We start from the raw sequence: 19,067 nt of genomic DNA, 5'->3' as shown, positions 1-19,067 counted from the left end.
TACATGGAACATCAAGAAGCCATCGAGGCATACAATGCGCTTTCGTTCCTGTTGCGAGATTTCGAACGAAATCTCGCTGAGGGCGAAAGTATTCTAGTCAGTGGAAGCGGGCCGAACTCGCGAGAGTTTTTCGTTCACACCATTCAACGCGTTCGAAACCTTGTGATGGTCGTTGGAGATGACGACGACGGCCAGCTACGCCAGTTAATTTTCGCGCCCGACCAGATCTCGATTCAAGTGAGCAGCCATCGACGAGAGGGCCCTCGTAAGCCAATCGGCTTTCACTCAGAGTGATGGCGCGCAATACCTCCACTCCCGAACAGCAGTCGGTTCGCGTGCTCAAGGTGGGCGAGCGCGTGCGGCACATCCTGTCCGAACTGCTCGCGCGCGGCGAGGTGCACGACGAGGTGCTGACCGCGCATTCGGTCTCGGTCACCGAGGTCCGGATGACCCCAGACCTCAGGAACGCCAACGCCTACGTCAAGCCGCTGCTTGGCGAGGACGAGGCGGTGGTGATCAAGGCCCTGCGCACGAACACCGCGTTCTTCCAGCGCGAGGTGGCGAAGCGGCTCGGCCTCAAGTTCGCGCCCAAACTCCAGTTCAAGCCCGACGAAAGCTTCGACGAGGCGGACCGGATCGAGCGTCTGTTGAATGACCCGAAAGTCGCGCGTGACCTGGACGCCGACGACTGATGGCCAAGCTCTATTTCTACTATGCCAGCATGAACGCGGGGAAATCATCGACCCTGCTGCAGGCGGATTTCAATTACCGCGAGCGCGGGATGCGCACGATGCTGTGGACCGCGCAGCTCGACACGCGCAGCGAGGGCATGGTGCGTAGCCGCATCGGGCTGGAGGCGGACGCGCACCGCTATACGCCCGAAACCGACCTGTGGGCGGCGGTCATCGCGGCGCACCGTGCCGAACCGCTGGACGCGGTGCTGCTCGACGAGGCGCAGTTCCTGACGAGAGACCAGGTCTGGCAGCTCGCGCGGCTCGCCGACGAGGGCGATCTGCCGGTCATCGCCTATGGCCTCAGGACCGATTTCCAGGGCGAGCTGTTTCCGGGCTCGGCGGCGCTGCTCGGCATCGCCGACAAGCTCGTCGAGCTGAAAGGCGTGTGCCACTGCGGCCGCAAGGCGACCATGAACCTGCGCGTCGACGCCAGCGGAGCCGCGGTGAAGGAAGGCGCGCAGACGGAGGTCGGCGGCAACGACCGCTACGTCGCCCTTTGTCGCAGGCACTTCAGCGAGGCGCTGGGGCGCACTACATAGGGCTCCATCATGTCCGACACATTGCAGCTCGCGCTGGTTCTCGTCCCCTGCCTGATCGTAGCGATCGTGTTCCACGAGGTGGCGCATGGATGGACCGCGCTCGCGCTGGGCGATCCGACCGCGAAGGAACAGCGGCGTCTCAGCTTCAACCCGATCCGGCACGTCGATCCCATTGGAACGCTCGTGGTCCCCGGAGCGCTGGCGCTGTTCGGCGGACCGATCTTCGGCTGGGCGAAGCCGGTTCCGGTCAACTTCCGGCGGCTCGACAACCCGCGCTCGGGAATGATGCTCGTCGGCGCGGCGGGTCCGGCCATGAACTTCGCGCTAGCGGCGCTTGCCGCGGTCGCCCTGGGGCTGACGCTGACCGCGGGGTCCGCGCTGGGCTTTGCCGCCAGCGGCCTGCCGACGATCGTCGATGCCGACGGGGTCACCTCGCTGCTGGGCACGGGCCTGCTGGTGTTCATATTGATCAACACCTTCCTCGCGCTGTTCAACCTGTTGCCGATCCCGCCGTTCGACGGATCGCACATCGTCGAGGGTCTCCTGCCACGCTCGATGGCGCGCCATTATGCAAAGTTGCGCAACGTCGGGATGCTGCTGTTCATCGCCCTCATCGCGGCGACCTGGGCCTTCCCCGAAGCCGGTATCCTGAGCCGGGTGATCGGGCCGCCGGTCGAATGGGTGCTCGACCGCTATCTCGCGCTCGCGACGCTGGTCGCGGGAGGATGACCGGACCTGCCGCTTCTCCGCACGGCTGGCTGATCCTCGACAAGCCGCGCGGTCTCGGCTCGACCCAGGCGGTGAGCGCGGTCAAGCGGGTCATGCGCGAAGCCGGCTACGGCAAGGTCAAGGTGGGTCACGGCGGCACGCTCGACCCGCTGGCCGAGGGCGTCCTGCCGATCGCGCTGGGCGAGGCGACCAAGCTTGCCGGGCGGATGCTGGATGCCAGCAAGGTCTACGAGTTCACCATCGCGTTCGGCGAGGAGACCGCGACGCTCGATATCGAGGGCGAGGTCGTGGCGACATCGGACCGGCGCCCCCCGCTGGCCGCGGTCGCGGCGATCCTGCCGCACTTCACCGGCCCGATCGAGCAGGTCCCGCCGGCCTATTCGGCGCTCAAGGTCGCCGGCAGGCGCGCCTACGACCGCGCGCGTGACGGAGAGGAAGTCGAACTGGTGTCGCGACAGGTCACGGTTCATGACCTGCGAATGGCGAGCGGGAGGGTACCGCGCGAGATCGGTTCCGCGTTCGCCACCACCGCCGGGCGTCCCGACCCGTTCGATCCTGCCGCGCCGCTCGAACTGGCGGACAGCGTCACCCTTGTCGCAGCGGTCAGCAAGGGGACGTACATCCGCTCCCTTGCACGGGATATCGCACACGCGCTTGGAACTGTCGGGCACGTCACCTATCTGCGGCGCACGAAGGCGGGTCCGTTCCGCGAAGATCAGGCGATTTCGCTGGACTTGCTGAACGAAATCGGTAAGGGCGCGCCGCTTGAAGACCACCTTCTGCCGCTGGAGGCTGGGCTGGACGGTATCCCGGCCCACGCTCTCGACCGGACAAGCGCGCAGGCGGCCCGACAGGGCCGGGTCGTGTCCGGCAATGCCCTGCCCGACGGGCTCTTCCTTGCGACGGCGGACGGCGTCCCGGTCGCGCTGATGGAATCCGACGGGGCGACCGCGAAAGTGGTCAGGGGCTTCAACCTCCCCGATACCGCGAAGAAAGACGAAGACACATGACCGTTACTGCCGAAAAGAAGCAGGAAATCATCAAGGACAACGCCCAGGCCAAGGGCGACACCGGCTCCCCCGAAGTGCAGGTCGCGATCCTCACCGAGCGCATCCGCAACCTTACCGAGCACTTCAAGGACCACCACAAGGACAATCATTCGCGCCGCGGCCTGCTGATGATGGTCAACAAGCGCCGCAGCCTGCTCGCCTATCTCAAGAAGAAGGACGTCGAGCGGTACAACGCGCTGATCCAGAAGCTCGGGCTTCGCAAGTAACCAGTTTCTCGGAGGGGCGGCTTCGGTCGCCCCTTCGTTTATCCGGCCGGTCGCATGGGGCGATCCAGGCCATGGGGCGCGAAAAGCCCCGCACCGGACCGGGACGGAATCCCCGGCAGCAAACCCCGTCGATGCAATAGGGCCGGCGGGCGAAGGAAAAACCAGATGTTCGACACCAAGAAAGTAGAGCTGGAGTGGGGCGGCAAGACCCTCACTCTGGAAACCGGGCGCATTGCCCGCCAGGCCGACGGCGCGGTTCTCGCGACCTACGGCGAAACCGTGGTCCTGTGCGCCGTCACCGCGGCCAAGACCGTCAAGGAGGGGCAGGACTTCTTCCCCCTGACCGTCCACTATCAGGAAAAGTTCTCGTCCGCCGGGCGCATCCCGGGCGGCTTCTTCAAGCGCGAGCGCGGGGCGACCGAAAAGGAAACGCTGACCAGCCGCCTCATCGATCGCCCGGTCCGTCCGTTGTTCCCCGAAGGGTTCTACAACGAGATCAACGTGATCGCGCAGGTCTTCAGCTATGACGGCGAATGCGAGCCCGACGTGCTGGCGATGATCGCCGCGTCGGCGGCCCTCACCATTTCGGGCGTTCCGTTCATGGGCCCGATCGGCGCCTGCCGCGTCGGCTTCAAGGATGGCGAATACATCCTCAACCCGAAGCAGGCGACCGCGCTTGCCGATGGTGGGCGCCTCGACCTCGTCGTCGCCGCCACCCACGACGCCGTGATGATGGTGGAATCGGAAGCCAAGGAACTGAACGAGACCGAAATGCTCGGCGCGGTGGCCTTCGCCCACGACAGCATCCGCCCGGTCGTCAAGGCGATCGTCGAGCTGGCCGAGAAGGCCGCCAAGGAGCCCTGGGAAGTCGCCTCGCAGGACGGCAATGCCGACATGAAGAGCGCGATCAAGACGATGATCGGCGAGGATGTCGCGCGCGCCTACAAGATGACCAGCAAGGCCGATCGCCGCGACACGATCGAGGCAGCTCGCGACAAGGTCAAGGCGCACTACGCCTCGGACGAATTCGACGGCCAGCAGCGCATGACCGCGATCAAGCTGACCAAGAAGATCGAGGCCGAGATCGTTCGCGGCGCGATCCTCAAGGACGGCACCCGCATCGACGGCCGCAAGCTCGACGAGGTTCGCCCGATCGAGGCGACGGTCGGCGTTCTGCCGCGCGCGCACGGTTCGTCGCTGTTCACCCGCGGCGAGACGCAGGCGCTATGCTCGACCACGCTCGGGACCAAGGAATCCGAGCAGATGATCGACGGGCTCGAAGGGCTGACCTACGAGCGCTTCATGCTGCACTACAACTTCCCGCCCTACTCGGTCGGAGAAGTGGGCCGCTTCGGCGCGCCGTCGCGGCGCGACACGGGCCACGGCAAGCTCGCCTGGCGCGCGTTGCACAACGTGCTGCCGAGCCATGACGAGTTCCCGTACACCATCCGCGTCCTGTCGGACATCACCGAGTCGAACGGCTCGAGCTCGATGGCGACGGTATGCGGCGGGTGCCTTGCGATGATGGACGCAGGCGTTCCGATCGAACGTCCGGTCAGCGGAATCGCGATGGGCCTTATCCTCGAAGGCGACGACTTCGCGGTCCTCTCCGACATTCTCGGCGACGAGGATCACCTCGGCGACATGGACTTCAAGGTCGCGGGCACCGAAGCCGGCATCACCACCATGCAGATGGACATCAAGGTCGCCGGCATCACGCAGGAGATCATGGCCAAGGCGCTCGAGCAGGCGAAGGCCGGCCGTGCGCACATCCTCGGCGAGATGCAGAAAGCCCTGGGTTCCGCCCGGACCGAGCTGTCGGCCCACGCGCCGCGGATCGAGACGATGCAGATCGACAAGTCGAAGATCCGCGACGTCATCGGCACCGGCGGCAAGGTCATCCGCGAGATCGTCGCCGAGACCGGAGCCAAGGTGGACATCGACGACGAGGGGATCATCAAGATCAGCTCGTCCGACCTCAGCCAGATCGAAGCGGCCCGCAAGTGGATCGCCGGGATCGTGGAAGAGGCCGAGGTCGGCAAGATCTATGACGGCAAGGTCGTCAACATCGTCGACTTCGGAGCGTTCGTGAACTTCATGGGGGGCAAGGACGGTCTCGTCCACGTGTCCGAAATGAAGAACGAGCGCGTCGAGAAGCCCACCGACGTCGTGTCGGAAGGACAGGAAGTGAAGGTCAAGGTCCTCGAGATCGACAACCGCGGCAAGGTCCGCCTGTCGATGCGCGTGGTCGACCAGGAAACCGGCGAGGAGCTCGAGGACACCCGTCCGCCGCGCGAACCGCGCGGTGACCGGGGCGACCGTGGCGACCGTCGCGGCCCGCGCGGCGACCGCGGTGGCCGTGGCGGCGATCGGGGTGGGCGCGATCGCGGTCCGCGGCGCGACCGTGAGGATCGCCCCCGCGAGGGCGGCGAGAGCCACATTCCGGACTTCCTGAAGGACTGATCCGGTCAGGTAAGGTCAAGGGCCGTCGGAGCGATCCGGCGGCCCTTTCCTTTTGCGCCCGCCGGTGCGAGGGGGCTCGGCATGATCCCCCGCGAAACGCTCGCCATCGCCCGCATCCCCGGCGGCGACACGCTGACCCTGATGCGGCACGGCAGCGACCATGTCGTCATGCTCGGCCGGGACGAGCTGATGGGCACGCGGATGCGGTTCTCGGAGGAACAGCTCGCGGAGCTCACCCTCGCCGAGTTGGGAACCGACGCGCCTCGGCTGCTCATCGGCGGCTACGGCATGGGGTTCACGCTTCGCGCAGCGCTCGCGACGATAGGGCCGCAGGGCCGGGTGACAGTGGCCGAAATCGTGCCGGAAATCATCGAGTGGGCCCGGGGCCCGCTCGCGCACCTTACCGGCGATACGCTCGACGATCCGCGCGTCCGGGTCGAGCTGTGCGACGTCGCGGCGCTCATCGACGATGCGCTCGACGGCTCCTCGCCGCCGTGGGACGCCATCCTGCTAGACGTCGACAACGGGCCCGATGGGATCGTGCGGACCGGCAACGAACGGCTCTACACGCGCACGGGCCTTGCCCGGGCCCGAGACGCTCTGCGGCCCGGCGGAGTGCTGGCGGTATGGTCCGCCGCGCCCGATCCGAAGTTCGCGCGCAGGTTGAAGGATGCGGGCTATTCTGTCGACGAACGCACGGTGCGCGCGCGCCCGAACAACAAGGGCCCGCGCCATACGATCTGGTTCGCCCGAAAAGCCTGAACCGCCGCTAGCTCTGGACTCCCGGTCCGGCCGGGTTGCCCAGAAAATCGCGCTTGCTCAGCGGTACGCCCTTGCTGCGGAGCAGGCCGTAGAACGTCGTCGCGTGGAACTGGAAGTTCGGCATGTTGAAGCCGAGCAGGAAGCGCTCCCCGGGCAGCGTGAAGCGTGTCGTACCGCCAAGGACGAAGTCGATCGGGCGATCGCCCAGCGCGTCGACTTCCTCCGGCGTTGCCGCGTCCATGCGCCTTGACGCACCGGCGACCATGGCCCGCATGGCGTCCCAGTCTGCCGGGATGTCGGTAAAGTCGGGGGTGAATGCGCCGCCCGCCAATTGGTCGAGCGCATAGCCGCTGTGCACCCAGCACGAGCGGATGTGCCACGGCAGGGGCCACATGTCCTCCGCCAGCCGTGCTTCGATCAGCTCGCTGGCGGGAGTGCCGCTGTCGGCGCAAATGCCCTCGGCCTTGTCGATCAGGCCCGGCAGGGCGGCGAGCAACTGGCGCACCGTGGGTACGAAAGCGGCATAAAGATCGATAGCCACGATAATCTCCCGTCTTGGAATGAAAAAGGCCCGCCGGTCTGCACCGGCGGGCCTCTGATATTACATGCTCGGGCGCCCCATGCTCAACGGACGCGCGGCCCGCCGAACGGAAGAGGCGGAGGGGGGCGGCGCGCGCCGCGCGGCAGCTGCGCCTGGTACGCCCGGCCGCAATGCTCGACGCAGTAGGGGAAGCCCGGGTTCACCGCTTCGCCGCAGAAATGGAAATCGGGCTCGCCCGGGTGACCCATCGGCCAGCGGCAGACCTTTTCGCTGAGATCGAGCAGACTGGTCTTGTCAGCGATCTCAGGGCTTGGCTTGGCAGGGACCAGCCGCCGCGGGGGCGCCGGGGGGATCGGAGCCTGCTGATCGCCGGGACCCTGGCGGAGAAAGCCGCCCGGGCCGACCGATACGATCTTGGGCAGGTCGGGGGTTGGGTTCGGGATCGGCTGGCTCGGGGTGTCTGCGCGCGGGGCGGGGCGCGCTTCGGCCGCGGGCGCGGGGGTAGCGGGAGCCGGGCGCGGCGGTGCCGCCTGCGGAACCGACTTCTTCGGTGCCGGCTTCGCCGCGGCGGCCGGGGCTTTCTTCGGCTCGGGCTTCTCGTCGTTCGCCTTGACGGGCGAGGGGCGCGACTTGAGCCCCAATCGATGCGCCTTGCCGATCACCGCGTTGCGGCTCACTCCGCCAAGTTCGTCGGCGATCTGGCTGGCGGTCGCGCCGCCTTCCCACATCTTTTTCAGCGTCGCGATGCGTTCGTCGGTCCAGCTCATCGAGGGATATCTTTTCCTGTCGTCTCCGGCCTCATCGCCCGGGATACTTGCCTGTGACGGCGCTTGGCCCTAGTCGCCGCGCCATGGCCGATCAAGCCCAGCCCGTTGCGGCCACCGCTGCTACTCCCACGCCGTTTCGTCCGCGCGGGGAGCCGGTGATCCACGGCATAAACCGGATCGGTGTGTGGAGCCTCTATATTAAGGAGGTTCGCCGGTTTCTCAAGGTGCAGACCCAGACAGTCTGGGCCCCGGCGGTCACCACGCTGCTGTTCCTGGTGATTTTCACCGTCGCCATGGGTCGCAGCGGCCGGATGGTGCTTGGCGTCCCGTTCGCGACGTTCGTCGCCCCTGGCCTCATCGTCATGGGAATGATGCAGAACGCATTCGCCAATTCCAGCTTCAGCTTCCTGTCGGGCAAGATCCAGGGGACCATCATCGATCTTCTGATGCCGCCGCTGTCCCATGGCGAGCTGATGACCGGGATCGTGGGAGCGGCGGTCACCCGGGCGATCCTGGTCGGCGCCACGGTGGCGCTGGCGATGCTGCTCTATCCCGGGGTGAGCCTGGCGATGGCGCACCCGTGGGCGGTCGCCTGGTTCGGGCTGATGGGCGCGATCATGCTCGCGTTGCTGGGCCTGGTGACCTCGATCTGGGCGGAGAAATTCGATCACGCGGCGGCGGTGACCAATTTCGTCGTCGCGCCGCTCAGCCTTCTCTCGGGCACGTTCTATGTGATCGACAACCTCTCGCCCGTATTCCAGGCGATCAGCCGCGCAAACCCCTTCTTCTACGTGATCTCGGGATTCCGGTTCGGCTTCCTGGGCGAAAGCGACATCGGCAATACCAACCTCGCGGTGGTCTGGAGCGCGATCGGCCTGGGGTTGTTCAACGTGGCGCTCGGGGCGGCAACCTATGCGGTGCTGCGCAGCGGGTGGAAGCTGAAGAGCTAGTGCGTGAGCCCGCGGCGGAGCCGGTAGCGTCCGTCGGCAAAATCATCGAACAGTTCGCTCACCTGCGGGTGATCGACAGGGCCGTTCTCGGAATCGGCGAGCAGGTTCTGCTGGCTCACGTAGGCGACGTAAGACGAATCGCCGTTCTCGGCGAGCAGGTGATAGAACGGCTGGTCCTTGTGCGGACGCACGGCCTGGGGAATTGATTCGTACCATTCGTCGCTGTTGGCAAAGACAGGGTCGATATCGAACACCACGCCGCGGAAATCGAAGATCCGGTGACGCACGACCTCGCCGATTGCGAATCGCGAGCGCGCATGCCGCGGAGCCTCGATCGTGCGGCCAGCCGTGGGCGAAAAGAACTGCGCGCGGTCCATCGGGTGAAGGATATAGGCCGCCGCAGGTGCGAAACAAGCCGCGCGCCGTTCCCGTCCCCCAATGGTTGCGCAAGAGGTCTTGGCAAGCGCCGAGCGCTCGGCTAGGCGGCGCGCTCGCTTCGGCCGGCTCCCTCGTGGAGCCCAGCGCACGAACCTCGCGGAGAGGTGGCAGAGTGGTCGAATGCGCCGCACTCGAAATGCGGTGTACGGGCAACCGTACCGTGGGTTCGAATCCCACCCTCTCCGCCAGCCACCCGCAGCACAAGTCTGCGCCCCCGAGACAGGAACGGCTGGGAGCGCCGAACCTCTATTCCCCGAGCCGCTCCGGCCCGGACGGACTTTTCACGCCTCCGGGTTCTTGGCGCTCACCCGGACTCGCCGGCGGTAGGTCACGTTCACCCTGTCCGACAGGATGAGGTAGGGCAGCCATACAAACGCGCTGATCAGCACTTTCTGGATGTTGCCTTCAAGCAATGCGTGAAGCGGGCGAGCGACCTCTGCGGGGATGCCGGGTGTAGCGACGATCGTGCTGCCGATGAAAAGCTGCAACAGGATATCAAGGCCCCAGGCAAATAACAGCATCCGCGGGAAAAGGGGCACCGTACGCAAGGCCATGACGAAACAGACCATGTAGAAGAAATTCATCACGATGACGTCGCCTGCCATCATCATGAACAACCTGTTTCCCCATGTTGGAGCTTCGCCGCCCATCGCGGGCATCGCGACAAGAAATTCGAAACTGCGGACGACGACGTTGAGCAGCATGCCGACGAGCAGCGAGGCGATGAACCCGGTCGGCCCGAAGGCCGGGTTGCTTTGCGCCTCGATCACCCCGAGCCGCCGCCAGCGGCCGTAGACCGACAGGCGGATCGACGGCTGTGCAGTGAGGATGCCGCGGGGAAAGCTGCCCGCCGCGACGACAAACCCTGCAAGCGGCGCCAGCGCGATCAGCGCGTACGGGGCAATCAGCAGGAAGACGTCCATGGGCGATGAAACCGCAGTGGCGGGAAACAGCACGCGCGGGACGCAGGCGAGCGCGAAAACGGCGAGCCAGGCGACGGCCAGCGCGGGCATCCGCATCTCGAGATACGAAGCCACAGCGCGGCTGCGTCGGCGCAGGCTCTCGATCCACCGTAACATCATTGCGCGCAGCGCCGCGACTCGGGGCGAATCGCCTGTGGAAAAGCCCGAAAATGCGATTGATTTATGCTGCTGCGAGTATGTCACGATTGCCACTCGGGATGTCCCAGATCGAGAAAATGGTGATCCAAGGCATTACAAATATTAGTTAATTTCCCCTAAATGAAACAGCATTGACGGCTAACGTTAGTTAGGGGACGATTCACGGTGTTCCGAGGGAACCCGTGTTTAATGGACCGGCGAAAGCACCGGTTATTCAAACGATAACAGGTCGCGCCGGTTCCAGCAGACGCCGCTCTCGGAGCGGGGTGCAGCCAGCAAAACTAACGGCGATGCCCCTTACATCTTTGGACACGTGCGCTCCATCCAGCGCACGCAATTAGGGGTGAATAACCATGAAAACGTTCCTCAAGACCTATTTCTCGGACGAGTCGGGGGCCTCGGCGGCCGAATACGCGCTGATCCTCGCCGTCGTCGGCGTCGCGATCGGCGGTGCCGCACTTGTCCTCGGAGAGCAGGTGAACACTGCGATCACCGGAGCGGCGCAGGACGTTAGCTACTGCAACGACGGTGACACCGAGTGCACCAAGCCCGTTCTCAAGTGATCTGCGCTCCCCAGCCGGTCGGACAGCGTTCGGCCGGTCTGGGGCACACCTAGTTCAACTGGGGGATCACCTAACTCGAAAAGAGGGAGCGTACCCATGGGGGGGCAACGTAACCTGATCATCGCCGGGGTCGCAGTTCTGCTTGGCCTGTTCGCGGTGTTCATCGCAAACGCGTATTTCAGCGGTATCGAGGAGCGGCAGGCGCGAGTCGCCGAAAAGCAGAAGCTTGCGCGGATCGTCGTCGCCAGCCAGCCGCTCGCCTTCGGCACCAGGCTTTCAACGAACAACGTCCGCCTCGCCAACTGGCCCCAGGCATCCGTTCCGCAAGGCGCCTTTCGGACCATCGAGGCCGCGCTTCAGCAGAACCGGGTCGCGCTGCGTCCGATCGTCGTCGGCGAGCCGGTGCTGGCCGACAAGGTCAGCGGTCGTGGTGGCCGCGCGACGCTCGCCGCGAACCTGCCCGAAGGCATGCGGGCGGTCTCGGTGCCCGTGAACGAAGTCACGGGCGTCTCGGGCTTCGTGCTGCCGGGCACCACGGTCGACGTCCTGCTGACCCGCCAGATGCCGGGAGAAGGTGCCCAGCAGCAAGACCAGATGGTCGACGTGGTCATGGAAAACGTCCAGGTCCTCGCGATCGACCAGAACGTCGACGAGAAGAGCGGTGAACCCAAGCCGGGCAGGACCGCGACGCTCCAGACCGACCTTTACGGCGCCCAGCAGCTTACGCTCGCGCAGAAGCTCGGCTCGCTCAGCCTTGCGCTGCGCAACGTCGAAAGCCAGGAACCGGGCAATAACGCCACGGTCACCGCGCGCGACCTGCCGGGCGGACGTTTCTACCGGCCCGCCCGTGCGCAGCGCAGCGCGGTGCCGGTCAATTACTCGCCATCCGTGACTGCACCTGTCGCAGCGGGCGCGGCGACGCTTCGGCCGACCGCGCCGGCGTACAGCGGGCCGAGCATGGCGGTCTATCGCGGGGTGGAAAAGTCCGACTACGAGATCGGCCGTCTGGGGGGGCGGTAAGATGATGAGGACAATCGCAAGCGCCTTGACACTGGCCCTGGCGGGGGTCGCCGCAGCACCGGTGATGGCACAGAGCGGCGGCATCCACGCCGGCGCGCTCGAGGTGCCGGTCAACAAGAGCCAGGTTATCACGGTCGACCAGCCGATCGGCAAGGCGCTGGTCGGAAATGCCGAGATCGCCGACGTGCTGCCGATCACCGAGCGCAGCGTTTACGTTCTCGGAAAGCAGATGGGGACCACCAGCCTCACGTTGTACGGCCGCGACAATCGCGTCCTTGCGGTGATGGACGTCGCGGTCGGACCGGACGTCGACAGTCTGAAGGTGCAGTTCAGCCAGCTGATCCCGGGACAGCCGATCGACGCGCGTATTTCAAACGACGCGGTGATCCTTTCGGGCACGGTCAGCGACCCCGGCGCGGCCGACCGCGCTGCGCAGATTGCCAGGGCGTACGCCGGCGACAAGGTCATCAACCTGATCAGCGTCGGCGGTAGCCAGCAGGTCATGCTCGAAGTCCGGTTTGCCGAAGTGCAACGCAACATCGGCGAGCAACTGGGCGCTCAGGGTTTCCTCGACAGCAACGGTTTCAGCGGAGTGACGGGCGGGACCGCGGGACTTACTCCGAAGGACACGACCGTCACCACCGACTTCGGAGGGGTGAGCACGACCACCACCGTCACCGAAGGCGTTCTGACGCTCGGCTCGATCACCGACACGTTCGGGATCTTCCGCGGCGCGTTCAACATTGCCGGGCTCAGCGTGGACGGTCTGCTGAACACCCTGGAGCGAAAGGGCATGGCCAAGACGCTGGCCGAGCCGACGCTTCTCGCCCTGTCCGGGGAAAGGGCATCCTTCCTTGCGGGCGGCGAGTTTCCCGTGCCCGTCATCCAGAGCGGCGGGGCAAACGGCAACGGTAACGGCAACGCGATCACGGTCGAGTTCAAGCCCTTCGGCGTCAGCTTGGGTTTCACGCCAACGGTACTCGGCGACAAGGTGATCAACCTCGTTGTCGAGCCCGAGGTGTCGAGCATCGACCCGTCGGCCTCGATCACGATCAACGGCCTGGTCGTTCCCGGGCTGCAGACCCGGCGGGCGGCAACCACCGTCGAACTTCGCGACGGGGAGAGCTTCGCGATCGCGGGGCTCCTGCGGAAGGACTTCGCGACCACCGTCCGGCAGCTGCCGATCCTGGGCTCGATTCCGATCATCGGCAGCCTGTTCCGCTCGTCCAGCTTCCAGAAGGGCGAAACCGAACTGCTGATTGTGGTGACCCCGCACCTCGTCGCACCGTTGCGGCCCGAACAGGTCGTGCTGCCTACCGACCGGGTGAAGGACCCGCGCGCGGCGGATACGCTGCTGCTCGGCGAGGACTTCCAGCAACAGGAGCTCGCTCCGTCCGCTGCCCCATCGCCGGGCGGAGCGGGACCCGAACAGCCAGCGGAGGATCCGGGCTATGACTATTAAGCGGTCGCTTATCGCGCTGGCGCCCCTTGCGCTGCTTGGGGCGTGCAGCACCACGAGCCCGACCGGCATGCTCGAGGACCAGAACCTCGGTGAAGCCAAGGCCGCGACGATGGCCGCGCAGATCATCGATCCCGCGCCGGTGTACGAGTTCCTCGACCCGGCAACCAGCGGCCAGCATGCTGCCGAGGCTGTCGAGCGCTATCGCACCGACACGGTCAAGAGACCCGAGCGCGTCAGCTCGACCAGCCGCACGTCGGGCGGCGGCAGGGGGCCGCAATAGGGCGAATGAAACCATGACGGACCGCCGGCTTACCGAATACGCGAGCGAAGAGAGCGGGGCGATCGCGCCGCTCTATGCGCTAGCGCTGTTCGGGCTGATCGGCATGGCCGGTATCGGGTGGGACTATTCCCGGCTGATGGCGCTCGACAGCGAATTGCAGAACGCCGCCGACCAGGCGGCGCTGGCCGCCGCTACCCAGCTCGACGGGACGCCGGGCGCGCGCGACCGGGCCAGGCAGGCGATCACCGACTATCTCGCCGACGCCACGACGGACTTCGTCAACAAGACGCGCATGGCCAACGATGGCGAAGGCCAGGCAATCACCGACTACGCCGATCCTGTCTTCTACCAGAGCTACGATTCGGCGTCCGATGCCTTTGGTCCGGAAGCGACCAGCGACGCCAACGCAAAGGTCGTGTCCGTCAAGGTCAACGGCCGCAAGGCATTCTATGCCCTGACCCCGGTGGTGGGCGCGATCAACAATTCGGGGGACCTTACCGCGAGCGCGGTCGCGGGCATGAATTCGACAATCTGCAAAGTCCCGCCGCTGATGATCTGCAACCCGAACGAGGCATCTGGCGGCGACTTCCCGACCCCGTCGGACGAGGGCAAGGGCCTGCGGCTCGAACCCGGGCCGGGGACGGGCGCCTGGGGGCCGGGCAATTACGGTTTTCTCAATTTCGGCGAGAGCGGGGCCAGCGCGCTCGAAAAGTATCTCGGTGCCAACAGCGACATTGCGCCATGCGCCGATGTCGACGCGATCAGTACCCAGCCCGGTGCGCCGGTCAGCGTTGCGGCGGGCCTGAATACGCGGCTCGACATCTACGACAACGGCCTCGTTTCCTATTGCGAGCGCGGGAACGGCCAGTGCAGCCCGGCAATGAACACCCGCAAGGACCTCATCCACATGGTTCCGTCCAACGGGGCGAACGCGGGCAACTTTCCATCCCCGGTGCAGGCCAACGACTGCAAGGTTCAGACGACCAACGGCGGTCCGGCCAAGGCCGATGGCGAATTTGTCGAAGAGGCGAAGATCACCGGCAATACGGCGGGCTGGCTATTGCCGCCGTTTCCATATCGCCCGTCCACTTCGACCGCCGCCAACCTGCCCAGCATGGGGTTCCCGCGCGATCTGTGTCATGCCGAAACGCTCGCCGGCACGTGCCCGGGCGGCAAGTTCGGCAACAAGATCTGGGATTACACCCTGTATTTCGACGTCAACTTCGGCGCGAATGGACCTGCTTATCTGTCGCAGGCAGTCACGGCGGCGGGACGCAATTCGGCTGCGGACCTCACGCGTTACGATGTCTACAAGTGGGAAATCGCCTCCGGCAACACCGGGCCTGGGCCGACGTTCACCATCGCGGGAAGCGGTGCGGGCAATTCGAAGACGTTCCGGTCGTTCTCGGCGCCCAAGTGCGCGGCGGGCAAGGCGGAGTCTGCGTCCGAAGGGATCAAGGATCGCCGTGTGCTCACGGCTGCGGTGGTCAACTGCACCGCGATCGGCCTGGCGGGCAATACGCCACTTCAGCAGGCGCCTCAGTGGGTCGACGTGTTCCTCACCGAGCCCTCGCTCAACCGCAGGATCAACGGTGCCCAGATCACCAAGGCGAACCAGATCTACGTCGAAGTCGTGGGTCCGGGCTCTCCGCCGGGCGGGGGCGATGCCTATCAGTATTTCGGTCGCAACAAGCCGGTCCTGCTGCGATGATCCGCGGGTTCCTCATCGACCCCAGGGGGTCTTCGGCGGTCGAGTTCGCGCTCGCGTTGCCGATGATGCTCGTCCTGATGTTCGGGGGGCTGGAGGCCGGGCATTTCTTCTGGACCGAACACAAGCTCGTGAAGGCCGTCCGCGATGGGGCGCGGTACGCGGCCCGGCTCGACGTCCACATGCTGTGCGATTCTTCCGGCAACGCGATCGAGGATTCGACCGTCTATGCCGACATCCAGGCGGTAACGAGCACGGGCCTCCCCGTGTCGGCTGGTGCCGGTCCGAAGGTCCCTAACTGGTCCGCTTCCGGGGTCGGCATCGACATGCGCTGCGGCGAATTCATGAACAGCGGCATCTACTCGCAGTACGACCAGGCCGGACCGATCGTGATCGTATCGTCCGGCTCGGTCCAGTACCCATCGCTGTTCGAGGCGCTCGGCGCGATAACCTCGAGCATCCAGATCAGCGCGGAATCGAGCGCGGCGGTGACAGGGATATGAGCCTCGTCCCCCGCTTCCTTTCCGACACGAGCGGAGCCGGCGCCGCCGAGTTCGCTCTTATTCTGCCGGCAGCTCTCCTGATGCTGCTCGGGACGATCGACGTCGGTCGGTACGCGTGGGTCATCAACGAGTACGAGAAAGCGACGCAGATGGGCGCGCGCTACGCGATAACGACCAACGTCGCAGCCAGTGGTCTCAAGACCCAGACGTATGTCGGAAACACCAGCTGCCCGGGCGTGGCAGCCCTCAAGTATGGAGACAGGATCTGCGCCAATGCGCTCGCAGAGACAACCTGCACCAAGGGCTCTGCGACCTGTGCCTGCACGGGCAACTGCCTGACCGATCAGACGCGCGATTCCGACGCAATGCAGGCCATCATCGACCGCATGCGCGTGTTTGCACCGCAGATCGAAGAAGGATCCGTCCAGGTCATCTACCGGGGATCGGGCATCGGATACGCCGGCGATCCCGACAAGCCGGAAATCGCTCCCTTCGTGACCGTCCGGGTGGCCGGTGCGCAATACTCGCCGATCATCCTCTCTCCATTTGGAGGGACGATTGGTCTTCCCGACTTCAACTATACGCTGACGCTCGAGGACGGTGTCGGCGCCATCGGCAACTAGGCAGTCGCATGGGCAATGAAACCGCCTTCGGATTGAGCAAGACAATGGCGATCGGCTTGCCGGATGACATCTGCATCGTTGCCAGTTCAACCGAGATCGAGCGCCTTCGCGAGGCTGCCGGCTCTCGCCAGCTCGCCCAGTTCAGGTGCGTGTCGCTTCCCCCGCAGGACCGAGTGCCGGCGGAAGTGATCGCCGAGGCGAGCGTCCTGGTCATGCAAGTCGATCCGGACGATCCGGAATCCTTGCGCCGGATTGGCCAGGTCCGATCGGCACGGCCGTCGCTGCCGCTGATCGTGGCGCTGCATGATGCGGGCGTCACCGCGGTGCGCACACTGGTTCGCCAAGGTGTCAACGACGTATGCACGTTGCCCTTCGATTATGACGATCTGGTCAACCAGCTATGCGACCTCTCTGCCAGGATGCGAAACGAGGCCGTTTCACAAACGCCCCTCGCGCCATTGGTTGCAGTCGTCAGGAGCACGGGCGGGTCAGGTGCCACAACTGTCGCAACCCACCTCGCTTCGGCCTTGTCCCATCTGAAGAATACGAAGGCCGGAGCTTGCCTCGTCGATCTGGACATTCAGTTCGGCAACGTGGCGGCCTCGCTCGGAGCCCTGGCGACCACGAGCGTGATGGGCCTGCTCGAGGCAGGCGCCCGCCTCGACGCGGAATTCCTGTCAAGCGCGACGGTCGACACGGGGCGGGGATTCGACCTGATTGCAGCCCCCGATTCCATAGCGCCGCTCGAAAGTGTCGACGTCGACCATCTGCTGCACCTCCTTCGGATCGCCCGACAGGAATACGACAGCGTCATCATCGACCTCCCGGCCAACTGGACCAACTGGACGCTTTCAGCTGCGCTATCTGCAACGGATATCCTGCTCGTGACCGAGCTGACCATATCCGGACTCCGGCAGGCCAAGCGCCGGCTCGAACTTTTCGATACCGTTGGCATTTCCCGCGAGCGGGTTCGAGTTGTGGTCAATCGGGTAGAGCGCCGCCTGTTCCCGATGATCGGCGTGGATGAGGTCAAGAGAGCACTCGGCCATACGGTTTACGCGACGCTTCACGCCGAACCCAACGTCCTGTCCAGTTCACAGGACCAGGGCCTGCTCGCCTGGGAAGCCCATCGGAAAAGCAAGTTTGCAGCAGATATCGAGGCGCTCGCTCGCAATCTCATCGAAGATTGGAGGGCTGACACATGACACTCTGGAGCGTCAAGAGATCCGACGAACCGTCGCCGGGAGACACAGGTTCGATCATCGCGGACGATGCCGAGAAGACAGTCCTGGCGATACCGCAAGAGAGAGTGGAACTCGACCGGATGGTCGACCTCAAGGTATCGATCCATCGGTCGCTCTTGGATCGGATCAACCTGGCGGCCCTGGAGACTCTTACGCGCGAGCAGATCCAGGCGGAGATCGCCGAAATCGTCGGAGAACTTCTCGAAGCGAGGCGTGAGCCGATCAATCTGCGGGAAAAAACTGCTCTGGTTCTCGACGTGCTCGACGAGCTTCTCGGGCTTGGACCGCTCGAGCCATTGCTCAAAGATGAGACCATTACCGACATTCTGGTCAATGGCCACGAAACGGTGTTCGTCGAGCGACACGGCCTCCTGGAAAGGGTCGCGACCCGTTTTCAGGACGAACGCCACCTCCTGAGGATAATTCAGAAGATCGTTAGTGCGGTCGGTCGCAGGATCGACGAGTCATCGCCATTTGTCGATGCACGGCTGGCCGACGGTTCGCGCGTCAATGCGATCGTCGCACCATTGGCCATCGACGGATCGCTGCTCTCGATCAGGAAGTTCGCGAAGCAGCCCATCGGCATCCAGCGCCTCATCGAACTCGGGAGCATCCCCGAAGCCATGGCCCAGGTGCTCGGCGCAATCGTCCGAAGCCGCCGGAACGTCCTGATTTCGGGTGGTACAGGGTCAGGCAAAACGACCCTGCTCAATGCCATGAGCTCGTTCATCGACGAGAGAGAACGGATTGTCACGATCGAAGACTCTGCCGAACTTCAGCTGCAGCAGGAACATACTGCCCGTCTCGAGACTCGGCCCCCGAACATCGAGGGAAAAGGCGAGGTCACCCAGAGGGACCTGGTGAAGAATGCGCTTCGCATGCGCCCCGATCGCATCATCGTGGGCGAGGTCCGTGCCGGTGAAGCCTTCGACATGCTTCAGGCGATGAACACCGGTCACGATGGCTCGATGACGACCGTGCACGCCAACACCCCGCGGGATGCGCTGGCCCGTGTGGAACAGATGATCGGCATGAGCGGAGTTGAAATTTCGTCCCGCTCGGCCCGGGCCCAGATTGCCTCTGCGATCAATGTCGTGGTGCAGGTGGGGCGCCTCACGGACGGGCGACGCCGGGTCATGAGCATTTCCGAAATTGTCGGCATGGAAGGCGATACGATCTCCTTGCAGGAAATCTTCCGCTTCAAGACGAGCGGACGCGATCAGGACAACTTCATCATCGGACACTTCGAGGCGACGGGAATTCGGCCCAAGTTCCTTTCGGACGCGACGTCGCATGGCATCGAACTGCCCAGCGATCTGTTCAGGCCGGATCTGAGGATTTGAC

The 19,067-nt window shown here is 64.9% G+C and carries 22 protein-coding genes and 1 tRNA gene; 19 read left to right on the top strand and 4 right to left on the bottom strand.

Annotated features, from left to right (window positions below; genetic code table 11):
• Window positions 1-3 precede the first annotated feature (3 nt).
• The 8 genes from ACPV3N_RS11040 (at window position 4) to ACPV3N_RS11005 (ending at window position 6,503) form a co-directional block, all read left to right on the top strand.
• Entirely contained in the window at window positions 4-294 is a 291-nt protein-coding gene (locus ACPV3N_RS11040) for a hypothetical protein (protein WP_440117716.1), read from the top strand.
• Entirely contained in the window at window positions 294-692 is a 399-nt protein-coding gene (gene rbfA / locus ACPV3N_RS11035) for a 30S ribosome-binding factor RbfA (protein WP_440117714.1), read from the top strand. Before ACPV3N_RS11040 ends, rbfA begins: the two co-directional genes overlap by 1 nt.
• Window positions 692-1,273, top strand: a complete 582-nt coding sequence (locus ACPV3N_RS11030) for a thymidine kinase (protein WP_440117712.1) — start codon at window positions 692-694, stop codon at window positions 1,271-1,273. Before rbfA ends, ACPV3N_RS11030 begins: the two co-directional genes overlap by 1 nt.
• 9 nt (window positions 1,274-1,282) lie before the next feature.
• The gene (locus tag ACPV3N_RS11025) at window positions 1,283-2,002 is read left to right on the top strand and encodes a site-2 protease family protein (protein WP_440117710.1); all 720 of its coding nucleotides are present in this window, start codon (window positions 1,283-1,285) and stop codon (window positions 2,000-2,002) included.
• Window positions 1,999-3,012, top strand: a complete 1,014-nt coding sequence (truB, locus tag ACPV3N_RS11020) for a tRNA pseudouridine(55) synthase TruB (RefSeq protein ID WP_440117708.1) — start codon at window positions 1,999-2,001, stop codon at window positions 3,010-3,012. The genes ACPV3N_RS11025 and truB overlap by 4 nt, the downstream gene beginning before the upstream one ends.
• Window positions 3,009-3,278, top strand: a complete 270-nt coding sequence (gene rpsO / locus ACPV3N_RS11015; RefSeq protein WP_440117706.1) for a 30S ribosomal protein S15 — start codon at window positions 3,009-3,011, stop codon at window positions 3,276-3,278. Before truB ends, rpsO begins: the two co-directional genes overlap by 4 nt.
• Window positions 3,279-3,443: 165 nt before the next feature.
• Window positions 3,444-5,741: a polyribonucleotide nucleotidyltransferase gene (pnp, locus tag ACPV3N_RS11010; RefSeq protein ID WP_440117704.1), complete on the top strand. Its 2,298-nt coding sequence runs from the start codon at window positions 3,444-3,446 to the stop codon at window positions 5,739-5,741.
• 81 nt (window positions 5,742-5,822) lie between these two features.
• Window positions 5,823-6,503 carry a spermidine synthase gene (locus tag ACPV3N_RS11005; RefSeq protein ID WP_440117702.1) on the top strand — a complete coding sequence of 227 codons (681 nt, stop codon included), beginning with the start codon at window positions 5,823-5,825 and terminating at the stop codon, window positions 6,501-6,503.
• 7 nt (window positions 6,504-6,510) lie between these two features.
• Here ACPV3N_RS11005 and ACPV3N_RS11000 read toward each other — a convergent pair whose 3' ends face one another.
• Both ACPV3N_RS11000 and ACPV3N_RS10995 read right to left on the bottom strand, forming a co-directional pair.
• Complete coding sequence (locus ACPV3N_RS11000) at window positions 6,511-7,044, bottom strand: DUF1993 family protein (RefSeq protein ID WP_440117700.1); 534 nt, start codon at window positions 7,042-7,044, stop codon at window positions 6,511-6,513.
• Between the two features lie 83 nt (window positions 7,045-7,127).
• A complete protein-coding gene (locus ACPV3N_RS10995) occupies window positions 7,128-7,811 on the bottom strand; it encodes a GcrA family cell cycle regulator (RefSeq protein ID WP_440117698.1) in 684 nt (227 codons plus the stop codon).
• Window positions 7,812-7,894: 83 nt separating this feature from the next.
• On the opposite strand from ACPV3N_RS10995, the gene ACPV3N_RS10990 reads away from it, so the two are divergent.
• A complete protein-coding gene (locus ACPV3N_RS10990; protein ID WP_440117696.1) occupies window positions 7,895-8,761 on the top strand; it encodes an ABC transporter permease in 867 nt (288 codons plus the stop codon).
• On the opposite strand, the gene hspQ is transcribed toward ACPV3N_RS10990, so the two are convergent.
• A complete protein-coding gene (hspQ, locus tag ACPV3N_RS10985; RefSeq protein ID WP_440117694.1) occupies window positions 8,758-9,138 on the bottom strand; it encodes a heat shock protein HspQ in 381 nt (126 codons plus the stop codon). The genes ACPV3N_RS10990 and hspQ overlap by 4 nt on opposite strands.
• A gap of 159 nt (window positions 9,139-9,297) precedes the next feature.
• On the opposite strand from hspQ, the gene ACPV3N_RS10980 reads away from it, so the two are divergent.
• Window positions 9,298-9,387 (top strand) — tRNA-Ser (locus ACPV3N_RS10980).
• Between the two features lie 93 nt (window positions 9,388-9,480).
• Here the strand turns inward: ACPV3N_RS10980 and ACPV3N_RS10975 are convergent.
• Window positions 9,481-10,236, bottom strand: coding sequence for a DUF2569 domain-containing protein (locus ACPV3N_RS10975; protein ID WP_440117692.1), 756 nt, complete (start codon window positions 10,234-10,236; stop codon window positions 9,481-9,483).
• Between the two features lie 437 nt (window positions 10,237-10,673).
• On the opposite strand from ACPV3N_RS10975, the gene ACPV3N_RS10970 reads away from it, so the two are divergent.
• The 9 genes from ACPV3N_RS10970 (at window position 10,674) to ACPV3N_RS10930 (ending at window position 19,066) form a co-directional block, all read left to right on the top strand.
• Window positions 10,674-10,883 (top strand): Flp family type IVb pilin, encoded by a 210-nt coding sequence (locus tag ACPV3N_RS10970; RefSeq protein WP_440117690.1) that lies wholly within the window; start codon window positions 10,674-10,676, stop codon window positions 10,881-10,883.
• A gap of 96 nt (window positions 10,884-10,979) precedes the next feature.
• Entirely contained in the window at window positions 10,980-11,903 is a 924-nt protein-coding gene (gene cpaB / locus ACPV3N_RS10965) for a Flp pilus assembly protein CpaB (RefSeq protein ID WP_440117688.1), read from the top strand.
• Window positions 11,904-11,907: 4 nt separating this feature from the next.
• On the top strand, window positions 11,908-13,365 hold the full coding sequence (locus ACPV3N_RS10960; RefSeq protein WP_440117686.1) for a type II and III secretion system protein family protein: 1,458 nt from the start codon (window positions 11,908-11,910) through the stop codon (window positions 13,363-13,365).
• Window positions 13,355-13,645 carry a hypothetical protein gene (locus ACPV3N_RS10955; RefSeq protein ID WP_440117684.1) on the top strand — a complete coding sequence of 97 codons (291 nt, stop codon included), beginning with the start codon at window positions 13,355-13,357 and terminating at the stop codon, window positions 13,643-13,645. The genes ACPV3N_RS10960 and ACPV3N_RS10955 overlap by 11 nt, the downstream gene beginning before the upstream one ends.
• A 13-nt stretch (window positions 13,646-13,658) precedes the next feature.
• Window positions 13,659-15,356, top strand: a complete 1,698-nt coding sequence (locus ACPV3N_RS10950; RefSeq protein WP_440117682.1) for a pilus assembly protein TadG-related protein — start codon at window positions 13,659-13,661, stop codon at window positions 15,354-15,356.
• Entirely contained in the window at window positions 15,353-15,856 is a 504-nt protein-coding gene (locus ACPV3N_RS10945; RefSeq protein WP_440117680.1) for a TadE/TadG family type IV pilus assembly protein, read from the top strand. The genes ACPV3N_RS10950 and ACPV3N_RS10945 overlap by 4 nt, the downstream gene beginning before the upstream one ends.
• Window positions 15,853-16,479: a TadE/TadG family type IV pilus assembly protein gene (locus tag ACPV3N_RS10940; RefSeq protein WP_440117678.1), complete on the top strand. Its 627-nt coding sequence runs from the start codon at window positions 15,853-15,855 to the stop codon at window positions 16,477-16,479. Before ACPV3N_RS10945 ends, ACPV3N_RS10940 begins: the two co-directional genes overlap by 4 nt.
• Before the next feature lie 8 nt (window positions 16,480-16,487).
• Window positions 16,488-17,684, top strand: a complete 1,197-nt coding sequence (locus ACPV3N_RS10935) for a CpaE/TadZ family protein (RefSeq protein ID WP_440117676.1) — start codon at window positions 16,488-16,490, stop codon at window positions 17,682-17,684.
• 119 nt (window positions 17,685-17,803) lie between these two features.
• Window positions 17,804-19,066 carry a TadA family conjugal transfer-associated ATPase gene (locus ACPV3N_RS10930; RefSeq protein ID WP_440118007.1) on the top strand — a complete coding sequence of 421 codons (1,263 nt, stop codon included), beginning with the start codon at window positions 17,804-17,806 and terminating at the stop codon, window positions 19,064-19,066.
• Window position 19,067: the final 1 nt, after the last annotated feature.

Origin of the sequence: Tsuneonella sediminis (assembly GCF_051912845.1) — a bacterium.
Taxonomy (GTDB): Bacteria; Pseudomonadota; Alphaproteobacteria; order Sphingomonadales; family Sphingomonadaceae; genus Tsuneonella; species Tsuneonella sediminis.
This window is presented reverse-complemented; position numbering and strand designations above follow the sequence as displayed.

Coding starts and splice junctions, on each gene's coding strand:
- ACPV3N_RS10935 (WP_440117676.1), top strand. CDS start 16,488: ATGGGCAATGAAACCGCCTTCGGATTGAGCAAGACAATGGCGATCGGC.
- rpsO (WP_440117706.1), top strand. CDS start 3,009: ATGACCGTTACTGCCGAAAAGAAGCAGGAAATCATCAAGGACAACGCC.
- ACPV3N_RS10955 (WP_440117684.1), top strand. CDS start 13,355: ATGACTATTAAGCGGTCGCTTATCGCGCTGGCGCCCCTTGCGCTGCTT.
- ACPV3N_RS10940 (WP_440117678.1), top strand. CDS start 15,853: ATGAGCCTCGTCCCCCGCTTCCTTTCCGACACGAGCGGAGCCGGCGCC.
- ACPV3N_RS10950 (WP_440117682.1), top strand. CDS start 13,659: ATGACGGACCGCCGGCTTACCGAATACGCGAGCGAAGAGAGCGGGGCG.
- hspQ (WP_440117694.1), bottom strand. CDS start 9,138: ATGGACCGCGCGCAGTTCTTTTCGCCCACGGCTGGCCGCACGATCGAG.
- ACPV3N_RS11005 (WP_440117702.1), top strand. CDS start 5,823: ATGATCCCCCGCGAAACGCTCGCCATCGCCCGCATCCCCGGCGGCGAC.
- ACPV3N_RS10930 (WP_440118007.1), top strand. CDS start 17,804: ATGGTCGACCTCAAGGTATCGATCCATCGGTCGCTCTTGGATCGGATC.
- ACPV3N_RS10945 (WP_440117680.1), top strand. CDS start 15,353: ATGATCCGCGGGTTCCTCATCGACCCCAGGGGGTCTTCGGCGGTCGAG.
- ACPV3N_RS10990 (WP_440117696.1), top strand. CDS start 7,895: ATGGCCGATCAAGCCCAGCCCGTTGCGGCCACCGCTGCTACTCCCACG.
- ACPV3N_RS10960 (WP_440117686.1), top strand. CDS start 11,908: ATGAGGACAATCGCAAGCGCCTTGACACTGGCCCTGGCGGGGGTCGCC.
- truB (WP_440117708.1), top strand. CDS start 1,999: ATGACCGGACCTGCCGCTTCTCCGCACGGCTGGCTGATCCTCGACAAG.
- ACPV3N_RS11025 (WP_440117710.1), top strand. CDS start 1,283: ATGTCCGACACATTGCAGCTCGCGCTGGTTCTCGTCCCCTGCCTGATC.
- ACPV3N_RS10995 (WP_440117698.1), bottom strand. CDS start 7,811: ATGAGCTGGACCGACGAACGCATCGCGACGCTGAAAAAGATGTGGGAA.
- ACPV3N_RS11040 (WP_440117716.1), top strand. CDS start 4: ATGGAACATCAAGAAGCCATCGAGGCATACAATGCGCTTTCGTTCCTG.
- rbfA (WP_440117714.1), top strand. CDS start 294: ATGGCGCGCAATACCTCCACTCCCGAACAGCAGTCGGTTCGCGTGCTC.
- ACPV3N_RS10970 (WP_440117690.1), top strand. CDS start 10,674: ATGAAAACGTTCCTCAAGACCTATTTCTCGGACGAGTCGGGGGCCTCG.
- cpaB (WP_440117688.1), top strand. CDS start 10,980: ATGGGGGGGCAACGTAACCTGATCATCGCCGGGGTCGCAGTTCTGCTT.
- ACPV3N_RS11030 (WP_440117712.1), top strand. CDS start 692: ATGGCCAAGCTCTATTTCTACTATGCCAGCATGAACGCGGGGAAATCA.
- pnp (WP_440117704.1), top strand. CDS start 3,444: ATGTTCGACACCAAGAAAGTAGAGCTGGAGTGGGGCGGCAAGACCCTC.